This window comes from Bradyrhizobium sp. WCU1 (genome assembly GCF_053474805.1).
In genome coordinates this window covers 5,100,195-5,116,501 of sequence record NZ_CM130280.1, presented here as the reverse complement: position 1 = coordinate 5,116,501, position 16,307 = coordinate 5,100,195, and the positions used below count along the sequence as shown (strand labels likewise).

Annotated in this window: 15 protein-coding genes; 7 read left to right on the top strand and 8 right to left on the bottom strand. The window is 64.1% G+C overall.

Annotation, left to right across the window (positions count from 1 at the left end; all coding sequences use genetic code 11):
* The first annotated feature begins 28 nt into the window (after window positions 1–28).
* Window positions 29–1,540, top strand: coding sequence for a lysozyme inhibitor LprI family protein (locus ACTUWL_RS23765; RefSeq protein ID WP_106940534.1), 1,512 nt, complete (start codon window positions 29–31; stop codon window positions 1,538–1,540).
* A 272-nt stretch (window positions 1,541–1,812) separates the two neighbouring features.
* Window positions 1,813–2,217, top strand: coding sequence for a DUF4864 domain-containing protein (locus ACTUWL_RS23760; RefSeq protein ID WP_021081867.1), 405 nt, complete (start codon window positions 1,813–1,815; stop codon window positions 2,215–2,217).
* 26 nt (window positions 2,218–2,243) lie between these two features.
* Here the strand turns inward: ACTUWL_RS23760 and ACTUWL_RS23755 are convergent, their stop codons facing one another.
* Together ACTUWL_RS23755 and ACTUWL_RS23750 are read right to left on the bottom strand one after the other, a co-directional pair.
* Window positions 2,244–3,386 (bottom strand): hypothetical protein, encoded by a 1,143-nt coding sequence (locus ACTUWL_RS23755; protein WP_021081868.1) that lies wholly within the window; start codon window positions 3,384–3,386, stop codon window positions 2,244–2,246.
* A gap of 777 nt (window positions 3,387–4,163) precedes the next feature.
* Window positions 4,164–5,723, bottom strand: a complete 1,560-nt coding sequence (locus ACTUWL_RS23750) for a porin (RefSeq protein ID WP_106940535.1) — start codon at window positions 5,721–5,723, stop codon at window positions 4,164–4,166.
* 306 nt (window positions 5,724–6,029) lie between these two features.
* Between ACTUWL_RS23750 and ACTUWL_RS23745 the strand changes: the two genes are divergently transcribed.
* Complete coding sequence (locus ACTUWL_RS23745; RefSeq protein ID WP_021081892.1) at window positions 6,030–6,521, top strand: MarR family winged helix-turn-helix transcriptional regulator; 492 nt, start codon at window positions 6,030–6,032, stop codon at window positions 6,519–6,521.
* Window positions 6,522–6,605: 84 nt separating this feature from the next.
* On the opposite strand, the gene ACTUWL_RS23740 is transcribed toward ACTUWL_RS23745, so the two are convergent.
* Together ACTUWL_RS23740 and ACTUWL_RS23735 are read right to left on the bottom strand one after the other, a co-directional pair.
* Window positions 6,606–7,841: an MFS transporter gene (locus ACTUWL_RS23740; protein WP_106940538.1), complete on the bottom strand. Its 1,236-nt coding sequence runs from the start codon at window positions 7,839–7,841 to the stop codon at window positions 6,606–6,608.
* A gap of 109 nt (window positions 7,842–7,950) precedes the next feature.
* Window positions 7,951–8,394, bottom strand: coding sequence for a hypothetical protein (locus ACTUWL_RS23735; RefSeq protein WP_021081894.1), 444 nt, complete (start codon window positions 8,392–8,394; stop codon window positions 7,951–7,953).
* Window positions 8,395–8,659: 265 nt separating this feature from the next.
* Here ACTUWL_RS23735 and ACTUWL_RS23730 point away from each other — a divergent pair, with 265 nt between their 5' ends.
* The 4 genes from ACTUWL_RS23730 (at window position 8,660) to ACTUWL_RS23715 (ending at window position 12,285) form a co-directional block, all read left to right on the top strand.
* Window positions 8,660–8,869: a hypothetical protein gene (locus ACTUWL_RS23730; RefSeq protein ID WP_021081895.1), complete on the top strand. Its 210-nt coding sequence runs from the start codon at window positions 8,660–8,662 to the stop codon at window positions 8,867–8,869.
* Window positions 8,870–8,935: 66 nt separating this feature from the next.
* Window positions 8,936–9,232 (top strand): hypothetical protein, encoded by a 297-nt coding sequence (locus ACTUWL_RS23725; RefSeq protein ID WP_021081896.1) that lies wholly within the window; start codon window positions 8,936–8,938, stop codon window positions 9,230–9,232.
* Between the two features lie 299 nt (window positions 9,233–9,531).
* A complete protein-coding gene (gene flhA, locus ACTUWL_RS23720; protein ID WP_021081897.1) occupies window positions 9,532–11,664 on the top strand; it encodes a flagellar biosynthesis protein FlhA in 2,133 nt (710 codons plus the stop codon).
* A 420-nt stretch (window positions 11,665–12,084) separates the two neighbouring features.
* Window positions 12,085–12,285, top strand: a complete 201-nt coding sequence (locus ACTUWL_RS23715) for a hypothetical protein (protein ID WP_021081898.1) — start codon at window positions 12,085–12,087, stop codon at window positions 12,283–12,285.
* A gap of 191 nt (window positions 12,286–12,476) precedes the next feature.
* On the opposite strand, the gene ACTUWL_RS23710 is transcribed toward ACTUWL_RS23715, so the two are convergent.
* From ACTUWL_RS23710 to fliI, 4 genes are all read right to left on the bottom strand, one after another.
* Window positions 12,477–13,445 (bottom strand): anti-sigma factor, encoded by a 969-nt coding sequence (locus ACTUWL_RS23710; RefSeq protein WP_021081899.1) that lies wholly within the window; start codon window positions 13,443–13,445, stop codon window positions 12,477–12,479.
* Between the two features lie 3 nt (window positions 13,446–13,448).
* Window positions 13,449–13,994: a sigma-70 family RNA polymerase sigma factor gene (locus tag ACTUWL_RS23705; RefSeq protein ID WP_021081900.1), complete on the bottom strand. Its 546-nt coding sequence runs from the start codon at window positions 13,992–13,994 to the stop codon at window positions 13,449–13,451.
* Between the two features lie 212 nt (window positions 13,995–14,206).
* On the bottom strand, window positions 14,207–14,626 hold the full coding sequence (fliJ, locus tag ACTUWL_RS23700; protein WP_021081901.1) for a flagellar export protein FliJ: 420 nt from the start codon (window positions 14,624–14,626) through the stop codon (window positions 14,207–14,209).
* Window positions 14,627–14,734: 108 nt separating this feature from the next.
* Window positions 14,735–16,060 carry a flagellar protein export ATPase FliI gene (gene fliI / locus ACTUWL_RS23695; protein ID WP_021081902.1) on the bottom strand — a complete coding sequence of 442 codons (1,326 nt, stop codon included), beginning with the start codon at window positions 16,058–16,060 and terminating at the stop codon, window positions 14,735–14,737.
* Window positions 16,061–16,307: the final 247 nt, after the last annotated feature.

Below are 16,307 nucleotides of genomic sequence, written 5' to 3'. Positions count from 1 at the left end.
GCGTGTCGCGGCGTTGCGGGTGACGTCGATGCCTTGCTCCCCACGGCTTGCCGCCGCCGTCGCGGCCATCTCGGTCCTTGCGTCCGCTCCGTCCGTTGCGATGGACGATTTCCTACGCGCATCGAGCAGCGCGCCGACCACGATCACGCTGTGCGGCGACAATGGCGACGCCACGATCAAGACTGCCGCCTGCAAGAAGGCCGGCACCGACAGGCTGGTGGCGCAGATCGACAAGGCGTTCGACGCGGCGCTCGGCAAAATGCCGGCCAACGTCAAGCCGCTGCTGAAGCGCGACCAGGCCTGGTTCAACGAGATGATCATCGACGCCGCCGGGGTGCTCACCGATGCCGACGCGGACGAGTTGAAGCAGGCTTTTGCCGAGACCTTGCGCCGCCGCGCGGCCGCGCTCGAGGCAATCGCATCCGGCCGGCCCGGCATCGCCGGCACCTGGGTCAACGCCTTCGGCAGCATCACGCTGACGCCGGCCGATAGCGGCGCCTATCGCCTCGCCGCCGATCTGCGCGGCGACTATGGCGGCGACCGCCGGCGCACCTGCCAGCTGACCGCCGATCTGAAACCCGCAGGCGGCGGCTGGCTCGCCGGTCCCGTAGTGACCGAAGCGGATACATCGTCCAATAAGGCGAAGACCGACGCAGCCGCCGCTCCCGCCAAGCCGCCGTCGTTAAAGCTCCGCCGCCAGGGCGAGACCTTGCGGATCGTCGGGACCATCGATGACGAGGGCTGGGACGGGTTCAACGACTGCTCGTCGATGTGGCAGGTCACGGGCAGCTATTTTGCCGCCGGCAAGGATGCGGCATCCGACAAGGCGGACACCACCTTCGTCACACCGACCTTCGACTGCACCAAACCCGAGACCGCGACCGACGAAGAAATCTGCGCCGATCCTGATCTCGCCGGCAACGACCAGCGGTTGAACCGAGCATGGAAGGCGTTGCAGCCGCGGCTCGACGAAGCGACGCGGCGCGCGCTGATCGACGATCAGCGCAACTGGGTGAAGAGCCAGACCGAGCAATATCCGGAATTCCTGCATCCGGCCTGGAACAAGCAGAGCTCGCAGGTGCATTTCACCGTCGATGCGCGCGATCACGTCGACGGCCTGCAGCGCGAGCGCCTGGCGCTTCTCGAAGGCTTCGACGACAAGCGCAGCGGGCTTGCCGGGGTCTGGCTCGCCTACAACGCCGTCATCAAGGTCACCGCCGACGGCAACGGCGCCGTGACGGCCAAGGGATGGAAATGGGACCAGGGCGACTGGAAAGCCGGCTGCGACTACGAGATGACGGGCAAGATCACCGGCGGCGCGTTCCGCTCCGACGAGCGGCGCAAGAATCCGGACACACTCGAGCGCGACCATGCGATGCTGATCGTCAACCGGCAGGACGACGTCTTTGCCAAAAAGCGCACCGACCAGGACAGCGATGAAGCAAAATGCAGGCGCCGGCTCGACAACTCCTCGACCGCACGGCTGTTTCCTGCCCGCCCTTCACGCGACATCGACAATTTCAAGGGCTCGATTCGATAGCGGCGCGACCGTCCGGCTGCGCCGTCACAGGTTGCGCGTTTGCCTGTCGCCGTAGGCGATCACGAAAGCGACCGTCGCGAACATCATGGTCACGGCGATGACGACGAGAATGGTATCCAAGGTCATGGCGTTCCTCCAAGCTTGACGACCGAACGCTAATGCGCCGGCTGGAAGGGGCCTTGCGGCAGATCAATTTTGATCGAAAACGTCTGGGCATGAAACCGCGGCGGCGTCTTTTGCGTATGCTCAGTCATTGATCAGGGAGCAGACCAATGCGCGCGATCGCCCTCATTGCCGCCATCCTGTTCACCCTCACCTCGCCGGCCGCGGCCGACGATGTCAGGGCAGCGCAGGACGTGATCCGCGCCCAGGAGCAGGCGTTCGGCCGCGACGACGCAGCTGGCGCCTATTCCTATGCCGCGCCTGCGATCCGGCAGATCTTTCCGCAGGCCGAGATCTTCATGTCGATGGTGCAGCGCCAATACGCGCCGGTCTATCGCCACCGAAGCTTCGAGTTCGGCGAAGCGCAGAGCGCGGGCGACCGGATTGCCCAGCGCGTTCATATCGTCGACGCCGATGGCGAGGCGTGGGAGGCGCTTTACACGCTGGAGCGGCAGGCCGACGGCAGCTTGAAGATCACCGGCTGCTCATTGCTGAAGGCGGGTCAGGCGGTATGAGCGCATCGGCCCTCGCCGCTGTAGCTTCAGGACAAGCCCTTTCTCAGCCGAAGCCGGTCTTCGAGCCAGTCGAAGATGACTTCATTGGCCAGAGTGGGATTATCGATATGTCCTTGCATGGCAGCGGTTTCGGCACGACGGAACAGGATCAGGCTGGCGTCGCGATGACTGTTGCCCAATTGATTGCCGAATTCAGTCAACGCACCTGGAAGCAGCCAGCCGGCTTCGCCCGCGGTGACGAGCAGCGGACATTCGATGCTGCGCGAGATCGCATTGGCCTCCTCGAGCCATCCGGTCTGCGCATTGTCGCCTGCTTGCCGATAGAAGAAGCTTCTTTCGTGCGAGTCCCATATTCCGGCATCGCAAACGGCGGCGGCAAACCGGGCATCACTTGCTGCCGCGCGGGCCACCAGGGAGGAATTGCACGCATCAGCCACGATGGCGATCCGCGTGCTGTCGACACCGGGCTTCTCCGAAAGAAAGTCCAGGACACGACTCATGGCGGCTTCGAACTTGTGGCCGTCGAGCCGTTCCGGCGACAGCGCCGCCTGCGTTCCGAGCAGGTCCATGGCGAGCAGCGAGAAGCCGCGCTCGTTCGCATGACCGGCGTATTTGGTGATCAACTCTTCCTTGTAGGAACCCGGCTCGCCGATGCAGACGATGACGGGCCCATCGTCGCGAAACGCCGACGGCAGGTAATAGGCCTGAAGCGACAGGTCTTCGGTCCACGGAATCGAGAGCACCTGGCCGGCCGGAACCCGGGTCTTCAAAAAGCTGGTTGCACATCGCCGCATGCCGTCGACGGCACGTGTCAGCAACTCGTTGGCGTATCCGGGAGGCCTTGCGGCGGCGTGAAAGTAGCTCGTGGCCCGCAGCCAATTGCGACGGGCGGTGACCAGATTGTTGTTCAGCAACGAATGCTCGGCGCGCGCCTCGTTCAGTTCCGCGGTCTTGATCCACTGCTCGGACCACGAGCTCTCCGACGCGAGGTTGATCTTGCTCAAGGTCAACCAGCATTCGGAGACCGTCGAACCGCCTTCCTGCGCGGCGGCCAGCAGCTTGACGAACTCGGCCGACAGATCCTCTCGATCCGGCCAGGCAGGCCAACCTTTGTCATCGAATTCGACGCTGCTTGACGAGGCTCCGCGCGTCCCACAGTGGTCATGCATGTTTCGTCAACTCGTTCGCACCCGGCTGCGCTGCCGGTATGCGTTATCGGTACGAGCCCGCTTGTTGTTGTCGACGAACCGCCGCTTCGGTAGCCGCGCGACGCTGGCGCCGAAATCGCAAACGCCAATCACCCAGCTCTCCCAAGGAATATTCCAAATTCGCTTCATATAATTGAAGTAATTCGGCAGCGGCAAATGTTGATATGGCGGCGCAGGAATGCGTTGCGCTTATGCCTGCGGACCGAACGTTGCTGCAGCAATCGTCGCCGAGCAAACGCTCGGTAATGTTCCGCTTGCGAACCTGCCGCCGGCGCAAGTCTGCTCACAGGATCGCGAGAACCGATACGCCGTCACTCACTCAGTCGTGACTGCGCGCACACCCAGCAAACACGAGGCATATCCCCGCACCGCTAATCGGGTGCGCTGTGGCTCTGTCCCTAACCGGGTAGTGCATCGCGACGAGATCGAGAACGCAGCGTCGTTCATGCAATCCAGCCAGCCGTCATTGATGTTCGGCTGCATCGCGCACGCGAGTCGGCGCGAGCCTACCGTCTTCAAATGAAGAACCTCCGGCAGGGCATTGCCGGAGGTTTTGGAGGCTAGTTCATGAAGAAGTCTGATATCTCCTCATCATGGTCGGCAGAGCAACCGACACCAAGTTTGTACATGATAGACTAATGTTAGTAAATCATACAATGTGCTCTTCGTTCAAAATCAAAGCCTCGACAGTTTCCCGTCGAGGCTTTGGGTCGTAATCAAGTCCCGATCAACCGGGCCTTACCAGTTGCGCTGCGCGCGGAGCAGCAGCATGTAGGTATCCTGGTTGCTGAGCGAGTAGACGGCGGCCGGCTTGCCGATCGCCGCACTACCCGGGTAGCTGATCGTGCCCGCGTAGTTCTGATCCAGATGGGTGTAGGTGAAGTCGGCCGAGAATGTCAGGTTCTTCACCGGAGTCCACTGGGTCTGCGTACCGATCTGGGCAACGCTGTAGTCGGGGTTGCACGAGGTCAGGTTCGAGGTGGCGCCGATCAGGACACCGAACGATCCGCCCACGCCGGTCCCGCCGGGGCCGCAGATGTAGCTCTTGGCGGTGCCATTATAGTTGACCTGGGCCCACGCACCGTAGACGCTGGTGTTCCAATAGGGATTCCAGTTGTGGACATACGCGCCGCGCACGCCGTACGTCGTGATCAGCTGCTGCGATCCGCCGGAGACGAACACGCTGTCCGGCGCAATGCCGAAGCCGATGCTCTGATAGGCACCGGGAACGCTGGTGTTGCCGAACGAGGTGAACGCACCGGCACCCGAGAGATCCTGGATGTTGTAGCGCGTTGCGCCGTTGGTATAGACGCCCTGCACGTTGATGGTATCGCCAGGTCCGGTCGGGATGTTCTTGATCGACAGGGCCAACTGACCCGCCCAGCCCCACTTGTCGTCGGGATGACCGGTGACTTCAGTGCCGCCGTAGTAGGCCGCGTGATTGTTATGCGCCGCGAACGACGCCTGGAACAGGCCCCAGGCTTGGTCGACGCGGAGCGACGCGACCAGATCCGGAGCAATCGTGCCGGCATAGTCGCTCGCGCCGTAGGGACCGAGAGCGCCGGTACCCTGCACACCGAGATTCTGCACGCCGGCCTGATAGTAGGCCGACTGATCCTGGGCCGACAAGGCCAGCGACACGCCGTTGCCGAACTGCGCGGTGTAGGTGAACTGGTTGACGCCGGTGATCGTGCCACCGCCGCCGACGAGGCCGTCGAAATTGTTGCCCGGATAGTTGGCCCACGGCGCCGAGAACTGCGAGACCGCCTTACCCATGGTGAAGCCGGCGAACTGGATGAAGGCGTAATAGACGCCGACCGTGCCGGCGGCGACACCGCCCGAGCTGGCGTTGTTCGGAGCAGCAGACGTTCCGATCGGCGAGTAGACCGTCGAGCCTGCCGCGGCGCCCGCGCCATAGCTGTCCGAGGTCCAGCTGAAGGTCGCATCGAAGAAGGTGCGAACCACGCCGTATTCGGTCGCGGTGCGGGTGTCGACGTTCAGGTCTTCACGCGAACGCCAGGTGTAGCCGTTGGTGAAGCGGTTCTGCGCACCGCCGGCGCCGGCGTAGTTGCCGGTGTGATCCGAGTTGGTGTTCGCCAGAACGTCGACGCGCAAATAGCCGCCCAGCTTGATGCAGGTGTCGGTGCCCGGAATAAAGTAGAAGCCCGGACCATAGAGCGAGCAGACCTTGACGTACTCGACTGCCTTGGCCTTGACCGGAAGGTCGGCCGCCATGGCTCCGCTGCTCGCGGCGAGAACTGCCGCCGAGCCCAACAAAAGGCCCTTAACTATCTTCATGCTATCCTCCAAGTGATGCCTTGCTCTGCCGGCAAAGCGACAAACGTTCCCCTCCCGAAAACCGCTGCGGCGCAGCCATTTTCAAGATGCGCGTGGTCAACTCGGCCACTGCAGGCGTGAGATGGTGGATGCCCCCCATCTACGATGCGGAACAATGCAATTGAGAGGTCACATATTCAACTTATATTAGTTAGTCATTCTATGTTTGCGCAGCCATGTGTCATTCAGGCAACGGCCGCACGAACATTTTCGTCCGGCGCCTGCTTCAAAAAATTGCTCGAAGATGAATTTTTGTTAAGGTAGGGCATGACCGAGCGCAAAGCGACCGACAAACTGCAGGAGGCGACTGAGCGACTGGCTTGGGAAATCGTGTCGACCAGCATCCGCCTCGACGAATTGCGCAGCATCTGGGCCAAGATGATCGGTATCACCGGCCCGCAATGGATGATCATGACGGTGCTGGCGAATGCCGAGGACCGCAATGTCGGCCTGCCCGTCGGCGCGGTCTCAAGGGCGCTGCGGGTCGACCAGTCCTTCGTGGTCACGCAGTCGAAGCTGCTCGAAAAGAAGAACCTGCTGCGCCGCAAGAGCTCGACCGAGGATGCCCGGGTCGTGAACCTGTCGCTGACCGAGCACGCCAAGAAGCAGATGGCGAACCTGTCCGCGCAGCGCCGGGAGTTGAACGAGTTCGTCTATGCCGAGCTCGATCTGCGCGAGCTGCAGCAACTGACCGGCAAGATGGATTCCATCAAGACCCGCCTGGAAAAAGCGATCGCCAGAATCTCGGTCGATCTCTAGGAAGATCGCTGATATCAGCCGCAGTCCCGATCAGATTCTTGTTTGGCATGATCTCGTCGGAAAACCGCTTCGCGCTTTTCCGGATCATGCCAGTGCCAGCCGCTGCCGCGAGCGCATCAGGAGCAGCAGGATAATGCTGACATTGAGCAGGTTCCAGGCGAGGCCATTGGTGAAGGCCGCAGCATAGGAACCGGTGGCGTCGAAGATCACGCCCGAGATCCAGCCGCCAAACGACATCCCGAACACCGAGGCGAAGATCACGATGCCGATCCGCGTTGCCGCTTCCGATGCCGGCATCGCTTCGCGCACGATGATGGCGTAGCTCGGCACGATGCCGCCCTGGAACAGGCCGAACATCGCGGAGATGACGTAGAGCGAGGTCAGGCTGTCGAAGAACAGATAGAACAGCAGCGCGGAGCCCTGCGCGATCGAGCCGATCAGGAGCGTGCGGATGCCGCCGATCCTGTCGGCGAGAAAGCCCGAGCCGATCCGGCTGATTATGCCGAAGCCAAGCATCAGCGACAGCATCTCGGCGCCGCGCGCCACGCCGTAGCCGAGATCGCCGCAATAGGCGACGATGTGGACCTGCGGCATCGACATCGCGACGCAGCAGGAAATCGACGCCAGCGACAGGATCGCGGTCAGCGCGTTGGTGGAAAGCCTGAGATCGACGCGCGGCGGCGCAGCATTGACATGGCTGCGCCGGGTCGCCGCGCCCATCAACAGCCGCAGCACCACGAGCGCCAGCGCCATCGCGACCGCGGTGAAGACCCCGATCGCGATATGGGTGGCGCGCCAGCCGAGGCTCTGGATGCCGAAATTGACCAGCGGCGGCCACACCGTGCCGCCGACATAATTGCCGCTGGCGGCAATCGCGACCCCGAGACCGCGGTAGCGCTCGAACCAGTGTGAGGCCTCCGCCATCAGGGGGCCGAAGGTCGCGGCCGACGACAGGCCGATCGCGAAATGGAGCAGGATGAAGGCCCAGACCGACGGCGCGTAGCCGGCGCCGACATAGCCGAGGCCGAGGATGCCGATCCCGGCGCCGATCGCCGCAACGATGCCGTAGCGGTCGCTGATCTTGCCGGTCACGACCTGGCCGAGACCGAAACCGAGCATCACCATCGTGAAGGCGAGCGAGGCGGTTCCGCGGGTCGCACCGAAGTCGGTCTGCACCACCGGCAGCGCCACCACGACCGACCACATGCCGACGCTGCCGAGCGAGCCGATCACCACGGCAACGGCAAGACGCAGCCATGCCCGGCGCGAGTCGGGAATGAACGTTGCGGCTTCGGGGGAATATTCAGAAGAAATTACCACGGCCCGCGGAACTTCGTCGGCAATTGCCTCAAGGTCAAGCCGCATTGCCGAGAGATTAGGCATGCAGCAGCAAGGGGACGCGCCGAACTTCACCGGCGCGTGAAGCGCCTCATTTGCCGTAGTTCGGGTCCTGCGCCTGGAACGGACCGCACTTGGCGTCGAGCCCGAACCGGTGATCGAAATCGACGGTGCCGCCGCCGAGGGGAATGCGGGTCGGCGGCAGGCCGCGCGTGTACTGATCCACGGTCACGAATTTCTTGTCCGCGCTCATCGTCACATGCACCGGCTCGAGGACCTTGCCCTTGTTGAGCTCGGTCAGGTCGAGCGTGTAGTAGCCGTCCGCCGTCGCGCCCGCGGCCATGCCGCCATGCGGCGCCAACACCACCGATTGCGGCAAAAAGACCTCCATCAACACGCCGTTGCCCTTGCAGGCGACCATGCGGATCAACCAGGTCCGGTCGTCCGGCAGCGTCGCGGCGAAGGCCGGCGCCGACAGCAGCGCAATTGCGGCAGCAAGCGCCGCCATCAAGGTTCGACCCGTCCGGTTCGACATGGATCCTCGGGGGTGATTGGTGTCTCGCGTTTCGTCGAGGGCCAGGCCGCGAAAGTTCAAATCCGCTTCGTGCACCGCAGGGATCACAGCCGCACCCGATCGACCGGGAATATTGGCGATCGCACCGTGATCCATGTTGACGAAGAAAACTGATACAATGCGAGCCGGTTCACACTGACGGCTCGCCGTCCGGACCTATCATCCCGCCGGATGGCGCGCAGCTCGCAGGTATGAGGATCGAAGCGCACACTGTCGGAGGCCCATCATGCATTCATCGTCAGCAGAATGGTTACCCGTTGCGTCAGCACCGCCGGACCGGGAACTCGAGGTTTGCATCCTCGACTATGACGGCATGGTCCATGCGCTGATGTTCCCGTGCCACCGGGACGGTGCCGAGTGGGTCGAGCATCTCAGCAGCAGGCATCTCGACATCCAGCCGACGCATTGGCGCAACTGGATGCCGTCCGCCAACTAAAGCGCCTGCCCGGATATTGCGCTAGATTTGCCACGTGAGGTTCAAGGGTGGGCCAGGAGGCTCGTCATGGAATCACACGTGATCCCTTTCGAGAATCGTTGGACGAACGGCGAGCATGCCTCGGAGTGGCATTGCGAGCTCGAGCGGCCGGGCGTGCCGACGGTCCGGACGATGTATTGCGAGCATGAGACGCATTACCGCGGCGAGACGGCGGTGGTGTTCGACATCCCTGCCGGCTTTGTCCACGACTGGCTGGCGTTCCACGCCCGGCGCGCCGCCCGGCAGCAATCGCTGTGGCGCGCCAGCGTCATCACGCTCGGCCTCATCGCCGCATCGGGCGCCGTGCTCGGTGTGCTGAGATAGGGGCAACGACCCCGTCCCCGGAACGGCCAGACGGTCCGCCCCGCCCTTTCCGGCCCCGGAATCGCCTGCCCAAAAGCCTGCGACGTCAGGCGCAGCCCTCCGACGGCACTTATTAACCCTTTGCTAACCATACACCCGGCAAGAATTGCCGAGTGAAGTCGAGTGTCGTCGAACGCGTCTAACGGGCGGAGATCCCCGTGAACGCCAGCGCGGTGCCTCACTTTCGGAACGGCGGCCCTGCGGCCGTCGCGCAGACGCTTGGCGGCCGCGGCCGCCAGTCGCGGGGGAGAGCGGCAACCATGGTCGACATCACGGCGGGTCAGGGCACGGCGGGCAAGAGCGGATTGCCGAGCCTCGGCGAGATCGGGGATATCCTCAAGCGCGGCGATATCGCGCTGGCGGTCGGCGTCCTCACCATCCTGGTGGTGCTGATCCTGCCGCTGCCCTCGATCGTGCTCGACCTCTTCCTGGCGGTCTCGATCACGGTCTCGATCCTGATCCTGATGACCTCGCTGTTCATCCAGGCGCCGCTGGAATTCTCGTCGTTCCCGACCATCCTGCTGATCTCGACCATGCTGCGGCTGTCGCTGAACATGGCCTCGACCCGGCTGATCCTGAGCCACGGCCACGAGGGCACGGCAGCCGCCGGCCACGTCATCGAGGCCTTCGGCAACTTCGTGATGGGCGGCAACTTCGTGATCGGCATCATCGTGTTCGCGATCCTGGTGATCGTGAACTTCGTGGTCATCACCAAGGGTTCGGGCCGTATCGCCGAGGTCGCGGCACGCTTCCAGTTGGACTCGATGCCCGGCAAGCAGATGGCGATCGACGCCGACCTGTCCGCCGGTCTGATCGACGAGAAGGCCGCCAAGGAACGCCGCAAGGCACTGGAAGACGAGAGCGGCTTCTTCGGCGCGATGGACGGTGCCTCGAAATTCGTCCGCGGTGATGCCATCGCCGGCCTCCTGATCGTCGGCATCAACATCGTCGGCGGTATCATCATCGGCGTCGCCCAGCAGGGCCTCTCCTTCAGCGAAGCCGCCCGCACCTACACCGTGCTGACAGTCGGCGACGGCCTCGTCACCCAGGTGCCGGCGTTGATCGTCTCGACCGCGGCCGGCCTGCTGGTCTCCAAGGCCGGCATCACCGGCGCCGCCGACAAGGCGCTGATGCGCCAGCTCTCCGGCTATCCGCAGGCGCTCGGCATGTCGGCCGGCGTCATGCTGGTGCTCGGGCTGCTGCCGGGCATTCCGACCCTGCCCTTCCTGGCGCTGGGCTCCGGCGCCGCGATGCTCGCCTGGAACGCGCGCAAGCAGAAGCGGGCGGCGAAGGCGGCCGAAACCGCGGCAGCCGCCGCTCCCGCCGCAGCCGCGGCCGCCGCCGCTGCCGCCGCGGAAGAGCCGATCGCCGCCGCGCTGAAGATCGACGACCTCAAGATCGAGCTCGGCTACGCGCTGCTGCCGCTGGTCAACGGGCCTGACGGCACCGACCGCCTCACCGAGCAGATCAAGGCGCTGCGCCGCTCGCTCGCGATCGAGATGGGTTTCGTGATGCCGGCGGTGCGCATCCTCGACAACGTCCAGCTCGAGGCCAACAGCTACGCCATCAAGATCAAGGAAGTCGACGCCGGCACCGGCAAGATCTGGCCGGCCCAGTTCATGGTCATGGATCCCGCCGGCAACCAGGTGCAGCTGCCCGGCATCCACACCATCGAGCCGACCTTCGGCCTGCCGGCGACCTGGGTCGATGCCGGCCTGAAGGAAGAGGCCGCGCTGAAAGGCTACACCGTGGTCGACGCCGCCACGGTGCTGTCGACCCACCTGACCGAACTGCTCAAGACCAACATGTCGGACCTGCTGTCCTACGGCGAGGTGCAGAAGCTGTTGAAGGACCTGCCGAAGGAGCAGGGCGAGCTGATCAAGGACATCGTGCCGAGCCAGGTCACGGTGTCGGGCATCCAGCGCGTGCTGCAATTGCTGCTCGCCGAGCGCGTTTCGATCCGCGATCTCTCGACCATCCTCGAAGGCATCGCCGACGCATTGGCGTTCTCGCGCAATCCGGCGACCATGGTCGAGCACGTCCGCGCCCGGCTCGCCCGGCAGATCTGCGCCCAGAACACCTCGCCGAACGGCTACCTGCCGCTGATCGCACTGTCGGCGCGCTGGGAACAGGCGTTCGCCGAGTCGATCGTCGGCACCGGCGACGACCGGAGCCTCGCGATGCAGCCCTCGAAGCTCTCGGAATTCATGACCGCCGTGCGCAACGCCTTCGAGCAGGCGGCGCGCGAAGGCGAGGCGCCGGTGCTGGTGACGTCGGCCGCGATCCGGCCGTTCGTTCGCTCGCTGGTGGAACGGTTCCGTTCGCAGACCACCGTTTTGTCGCAGGCCGAGATCCATCCCCGGGCCCGTCTGAAGACGGTCGGCAGCGTCTAGCGCTTCGGCTCCGACCGCGGCGGAACCGAAGCTCTGGGTTGTAGTTTGACGGTTTTCGTCACGCCGGGCGGGGCGTCAGTTCGCGGGAAAAATGCTGTAGTGGCCGCAAATCACTTACGTTTTCGCCCGTGTTTTCCCGCCACAGGCAACTGATTTATGTGGAACCGGCCGAAACGGCCCCATCTGGAATGCAGCATTCCAGCGTCAGCTCAAGGCACTGATATTACGAAGGTTTAATGCGATCTGAGATTACCAAAGGGTCATTTTTGATCGCGACCGATCACGTATGATCACGCTCTTGTGATGCCATCTGGGGAACGGAATCGGCAAATCCTACGTTAGCGAGGCACGAGACGTTGAACCGGGCACCAAGCCGAACCGACAGATTGACAGAGAGCAGGAAGGCGGCAGGAGACTTCCATGAACCACTCGATCTACAGCGCTGATCGTACGACGCACCTGAAGATTGTGGTGGTCGCTTTGGTCGCCGGTATCCTGGTCGCTGGCTTCGGCATCTCGGCGCACAATTCGTCGGACGAGGGTTACACTCAGACCGCTCGTGTCATGAAGGCCGGCAAGCCGGTCGCGATCACCAGCACAAGCAATTCGCTGGTCCGCTAACAGGAGAGTTTCACGGAATTCACGTAGCTCTTTACAGCCCCCCAAAGTCGCTGCGTGGATATTTAAGACCCCCAACTACCCCCAAGTTGACTATCGAAAACGCCCGCTCCCCACGGGCGTTTTCTTTTTGTGCGGCGGGTGTGGCTGTCTCCACGTCACTGCCGACAGTCTCTCACGATAGGGTGCGGCCGCTATCGTGACCCGGGCGGCACGGTCTCTATCAGCTTGCCGGTGAAGATCGGCGCCGAGGTCGGCTGGCCGTTCGGCGAACCGCCGGCCTGTTCGACGGTCACCGCGTAGGTGGCGCCATTGATCACGTCGGGATCGTAGCCCGACAGCACCGGACGGGCGGTGAAATCATCGGCGCCGATCACGCCGAGCGAGCGCGGCTGCGGCAGCTTGTCGGAGATCAGCCAGAGCTCGAAGCTCTTGCCGGGCTCCGACGCGGCACCGACCTTGCGCACGGTGAAATTCTTGGTCGCGCCGTCGATGGTCATGATGAAGGCCGGCCCGCCATTCGGTCCCTGCAACAGCGCGACATATTGCGCCGACGGCGTGAGTGCCGGCGCCGGCGTCTTCACTTCCACGGTCTGGATGCGCGGCTTCGGCCGGATCGCATTCGGCAAGGCATCGGGCCGGTAGATCTGCAGGCCGAGCGTCACCAGCAGCGCGGCCGCGATCGCCGTCGCAGCGGACGCGATGCCGCGCCAGCGCTTCATGCGGCCGGTCAGCGCGACCACGTTGCTGTCGTCGCCAAGGCGTGGCCGCACCGATGGCCGCCGGATCTCGGCCGGCTGCCGTATCCCTTCCGGCTGCGAAGGCTCCGGATCGAACGCCGAGCCGAACTCGACATCGTCTGCGATCGGCGTCGGTGGCGGCGGCGCCACCGTGGCGGCCGGCGTCTCGGGCAGCACCAGCGGCGCCTGCGGCGCGCTGGCATGGCCGATCGCCGCCTTGATGTTCTCCCAGACCACCGGGCGCGGCTCGACCAGACCGACCATCTGGTTGAGCGGCCCGAGCCTGAACTCCCAGGCCTGCACCAGCGCGCCGAACCCGCTGTCGACGGCCATCATGGTCTCAACCTGCGTGCGCTCATCGGCATCGAGGGTACCGAGCGCATATTCCGCGGCGAGCGCGATATGGTCTTCGCTATAGGCCATCAATCAGAGTCCAAGACACTCCCGGATATCCATCAGGCTGCGGCGCAGCCAGGTCTTCACCGTGTTCACCGGTGTCTCGAACTTTGCGGCGAGCTGCTCGCGGCTCCAGCCGTTGTAATAGGCGAGCAGCACGAGCTTCTGACGATCTGGCTCCAAACGACCGACGCACTCCAGCAACCGCTTCAACTCTTCCGTCATCTCCCGCCGCGCCAGCGGATCGGGCGAGTCGGCGGCAACCTCCATAGCAGCCGGCTCGTCCTCCAATGAGGACTCGCCACGCTTGCGCACCACATCGATGGCGCGATTACGCGCGATCGACGTCATCCACGTGATCGGGGAAGACAGGGCCGGGTTGAACTGCCCGGCACTGTTCCAGATCTTGACGTAAGCCTCCTGAATGACCTCCTCGGCGAGATCCTGACGCCGCAAGATACGGAGCACGACGCCGAAGAGTTTCGCGCGGGTCGCGGCGTACAGCCGCTCGAAGGCGGCCTCATCCCCCTTGGCGACGGCGGCGATCAGCCAGACCAGCTCAGCCGGCGTCAGCATTCAGCGCCCTCCAAGCCTGCATCCCCCATCGCCTCATTGCCACCGCGCTGCCGATTATCCGCTCCGGACCGGTGGTAGCATATTTTGGGACAGCACCATCCGCCAAGTGGCTGACAAGTGGCCGAGCAGAGGCCGGCTTGTGGACAGCGCCCAACAAAAAGCCCGGGCGGTCGGCCCCGGCTCTCAATGTGGTCTGCGGAGGGAGCGAGGGGTCAGGCGATGACGCCCAGACGGGCCCGCATCAGGCCGATCGAATCCATGTCGGCTTGCTCGCGGGCGCTCTCCTCCGCGCGTTCGCGCGCCTGGTCGCGCTCGTCGAGCAGTTCGACCTTCTTCAATTCCTCGAAGGCTTCCGACAGCAGCGCCTTGGCGTCGTCGAGCTGGGCGCGCAATTCGTCGGCCGAGCGGGTCAGGTTCTCGCGGCGCTGGATCGCGGCCTTGGCATAGGTAGGGTAGGCGAAGTGCGAGGGATCGTTGATCCCGGCGCGCTCCTGCTCGGTCTGGATCTCGCGCTCGAGCTCGACGGACATGCGCTGGAAGTCGGCGATCATGCCTTCGATCTGGGTAACCCGACGGCGCTTTTCATCGACCTGAAATTTCTTCAGGCGGATCAGCGTTTCACGTGACTTCATCGACTCATACTCCCCAGAAGTCCCCAATCCGAACGCGGGACAGAGCCGGCTCCCCGCTGGGCCCCGCCGGCATAGCTATGGTGTGCCGGCGATGATGGCCTGACAAAGTTAGCGTTCCGTTTCCAAACCCGACAGGATTTGAGCCAGTTGCCGGTAGCCATCGCCGAGGCTGGTCGCCTCGTCCTTGGCCTGGCGCAGGAAGCTCTCCAGCGGCTCGTGCAACCGGATCGCCTCGTCGACCTCGGGGCTGGAACCCGGCCGGTAGGCGCCGAGCCGGATCAGTTCCTCCATGTCGGCATAGGTCGCCATCACCTGCCGCGCCTTGTTGATGAAGGGCAGGAAATTGGGGTCAGCCGACTTCGGCATGGTGCGCGAGACCGACTTCAGAATGTTGACGGCGGGATAGCGGCCGCGCTCGGCGATCGCCCGCTGCATCACGATGTGACCGTCGAGGATGCCGCGCACCGCGTCGGCGATCGGCTCATTGTGATCGTCGCCGTCGACCAGCACGGTAAATATCGCGGTGATGGTGCCGGCGCCAGTGCCCGGCCCTGCCCGCTCCAGCAGCTTCGGCAGTTCGGTGAACACGGTCGGCGTGTAGCCCTTGGCGGTCGGCGGCTCGCCCGCCGAGAGCCCGATCTCGCGCTGCGCCATCGCAAAGCGCGTCACCGAGTCCATCAGGCACAGCACGTCCTGGTCCTCGTCGCGGAAATATTCCGCGATCGCGAGCGTGAGGTACGCCGCCTGGCGCCGCATCAGCGCCGGCTCGTCCGAGGTGGCGACCACCACGACCGAGCGCGCCAATCCCTCCTCGCCGAGATCCTCCTGGAGGAATTCCTGCACCTCGCGGCCGCGTTCGCCGATCAGCCCGATCACCGAGATCGCAGCATCGACGTTGCGCGCCAGCATCGACAGCAGCACCGACTTGCCGACGCCCGAGCCGGCGAAGATGCCGAGCCGCTGGCCGCGGCAGCAGGTCAGGAAAGTGTTAAGGCCGCGGACGCCGAGGTCGAGCGGCGGCCCGACCCGCTTGCGCGAATGCGCCGGCGGCGGCGAGTTGCGGTAGGACATCGGCGAGGCGCCCTGCACCAAGGGCCCCTTGCCGTCGATCGGCTCGCCCATCGCGTTGACGACGCGGCCGAGCCAGGCCGGCGACGGCCGCACCTGGCTTGCCGCGTTGGCGATCACAGCGCGGCAGCCGCGCCTGACGCCCTCGAGCCCGCCGAACGGCATCACCACCGCATTCTCGCCGGAGAAGCCGATCACCTCGGCCGGGATGAAGCGGCCGGCGCCGACATCGATCACGATGCGGGCACCGACCGACATCGCGTGAATGGGGCCTGCGATCTCGACCATCAGTCCGCGGACGCCGACGACACGGCCATAAATATTGACGCCGTCGATGTCGCCGATCTGCTCCGCGAGCGCCTTCATTGCGAAAACCTTAAGTTTCCGCAATTTTGCGCCGGCCGCTTAACTTCGTGTTTACCCGCATCATTAATCATTGCGTCACTGTCTTTGGTGACTGAGGTCGCTCGCCCATCAGAAGAAGGGCGAGTCGCGAGAGTCGGTTAGGCCCGATTCTTAATGTGGAAACTGAACGAGCGCGGTTAGGAAAAGCTTCTTCTACGCAATATCTTAGGGCGATTCGACAAAAATTGCACGGTTAGAGCTTGCGTCG

Bases quoted from the DNA above. Each gene is read 5' to 3' on its own strand.
- ACTUWL_RS23765 (WP_106940534.1), top strand. From the start codon at position 29: ATGCCTTGCTCCCCACGGCTTGCCGCCGCCGTCGCGGCCATCTCGGTC.
- ACTUWL_RS23760 (WP_021081867.1), top strand. From the start codon at position 1,813: ATGCGCGCGATCGCCCTCATTGCCGCCATCCTGTTCACCCTCACCTCG.
- ACTUWL_RS23755 (WP_021081868.1), bottom strand. From the start codon at position 3,386: ATGCATGACCACTGTGGGACGCGCGGAGCCTCGTCAAGCAGCGTCGAA.
- ACTUWL_RS23750 (WP_106940535.1), bottom strand. From the start codon at position 5,723: ATGAAGATAGTTAAGGGCCTTTTGTTGGGCTCGGCGGCAGTTCTCGCC.
- ACTUWL_RS23745 (WP_021081892.1), top strand. From the start codon at position 6,030: ATGACCGAGCGCAAAGCGACCGACAAACTGCAGGAGGCGACTGAGCGA.
- ACTUWL_RS23735 (WP_021081894.1), bottom strand. From the start codon at position 8,394: ATGTCGAACCGGACGGGTCGAACCTTGATGGCGGCGCTTGCTGCCGCA.
- ACTUWL_RS23730 (WP_021081895.1), top strand. From the start codon at position 8,660: ATGCATTCATCGTCAGCAGAATGGTTACCCGTTGCGTCAGCACCGCCG.
- ACTUWL_RS23725 (WP_021081896.1), top strand. From the start codon at position 8,936: ATGGAATCACACGTGATCCCTTTCGAGAATCGTTGGACGAACGGCGAG.
- flhA (WP_021081897.1), top strand. From the start codon at position 9,532: ATGGTCGACATCACGGCGGGTCAGGGCACGGCGGGCAAGAGCGGATTG.
- ACTUWL_RS23715 (WP_021081898.1), top strand. From the start codon at position 12,085: ATGAACCACTCGATCTACAGCGCTGATCGTACGACGCACCTGAAGATT.
- ACTUWL_RS23710 (WP_021081899.1), bottom strand. From the start codon at position 13,445: ATGGCCTATAGCGAAGACCATATCGCGCTCGCCGCGGAATATGCGCTC.
- ACTUWL_RS23705 (WP_021081900.1), bottom strand. From the start codon at position 13,994: ATGCTGACGCCGGCTGAGCTGGTCTGGCTGATCGCCGCCGTCGCCAAG.
- fliJ (WP_021081901.1), bottom strand. From the start codon at position 14,626: ATGAAGTCACGTGAAACGCTGATCCGCCTGAAGAAATTTCAGGTCGAT.
- fliI (WP_021081902.1), bottom strand. From the start codon at position 16,060: ATGAAGGCGCTCGCGGAGCAGATCGGCGACATCGACGGCGTCAATATT.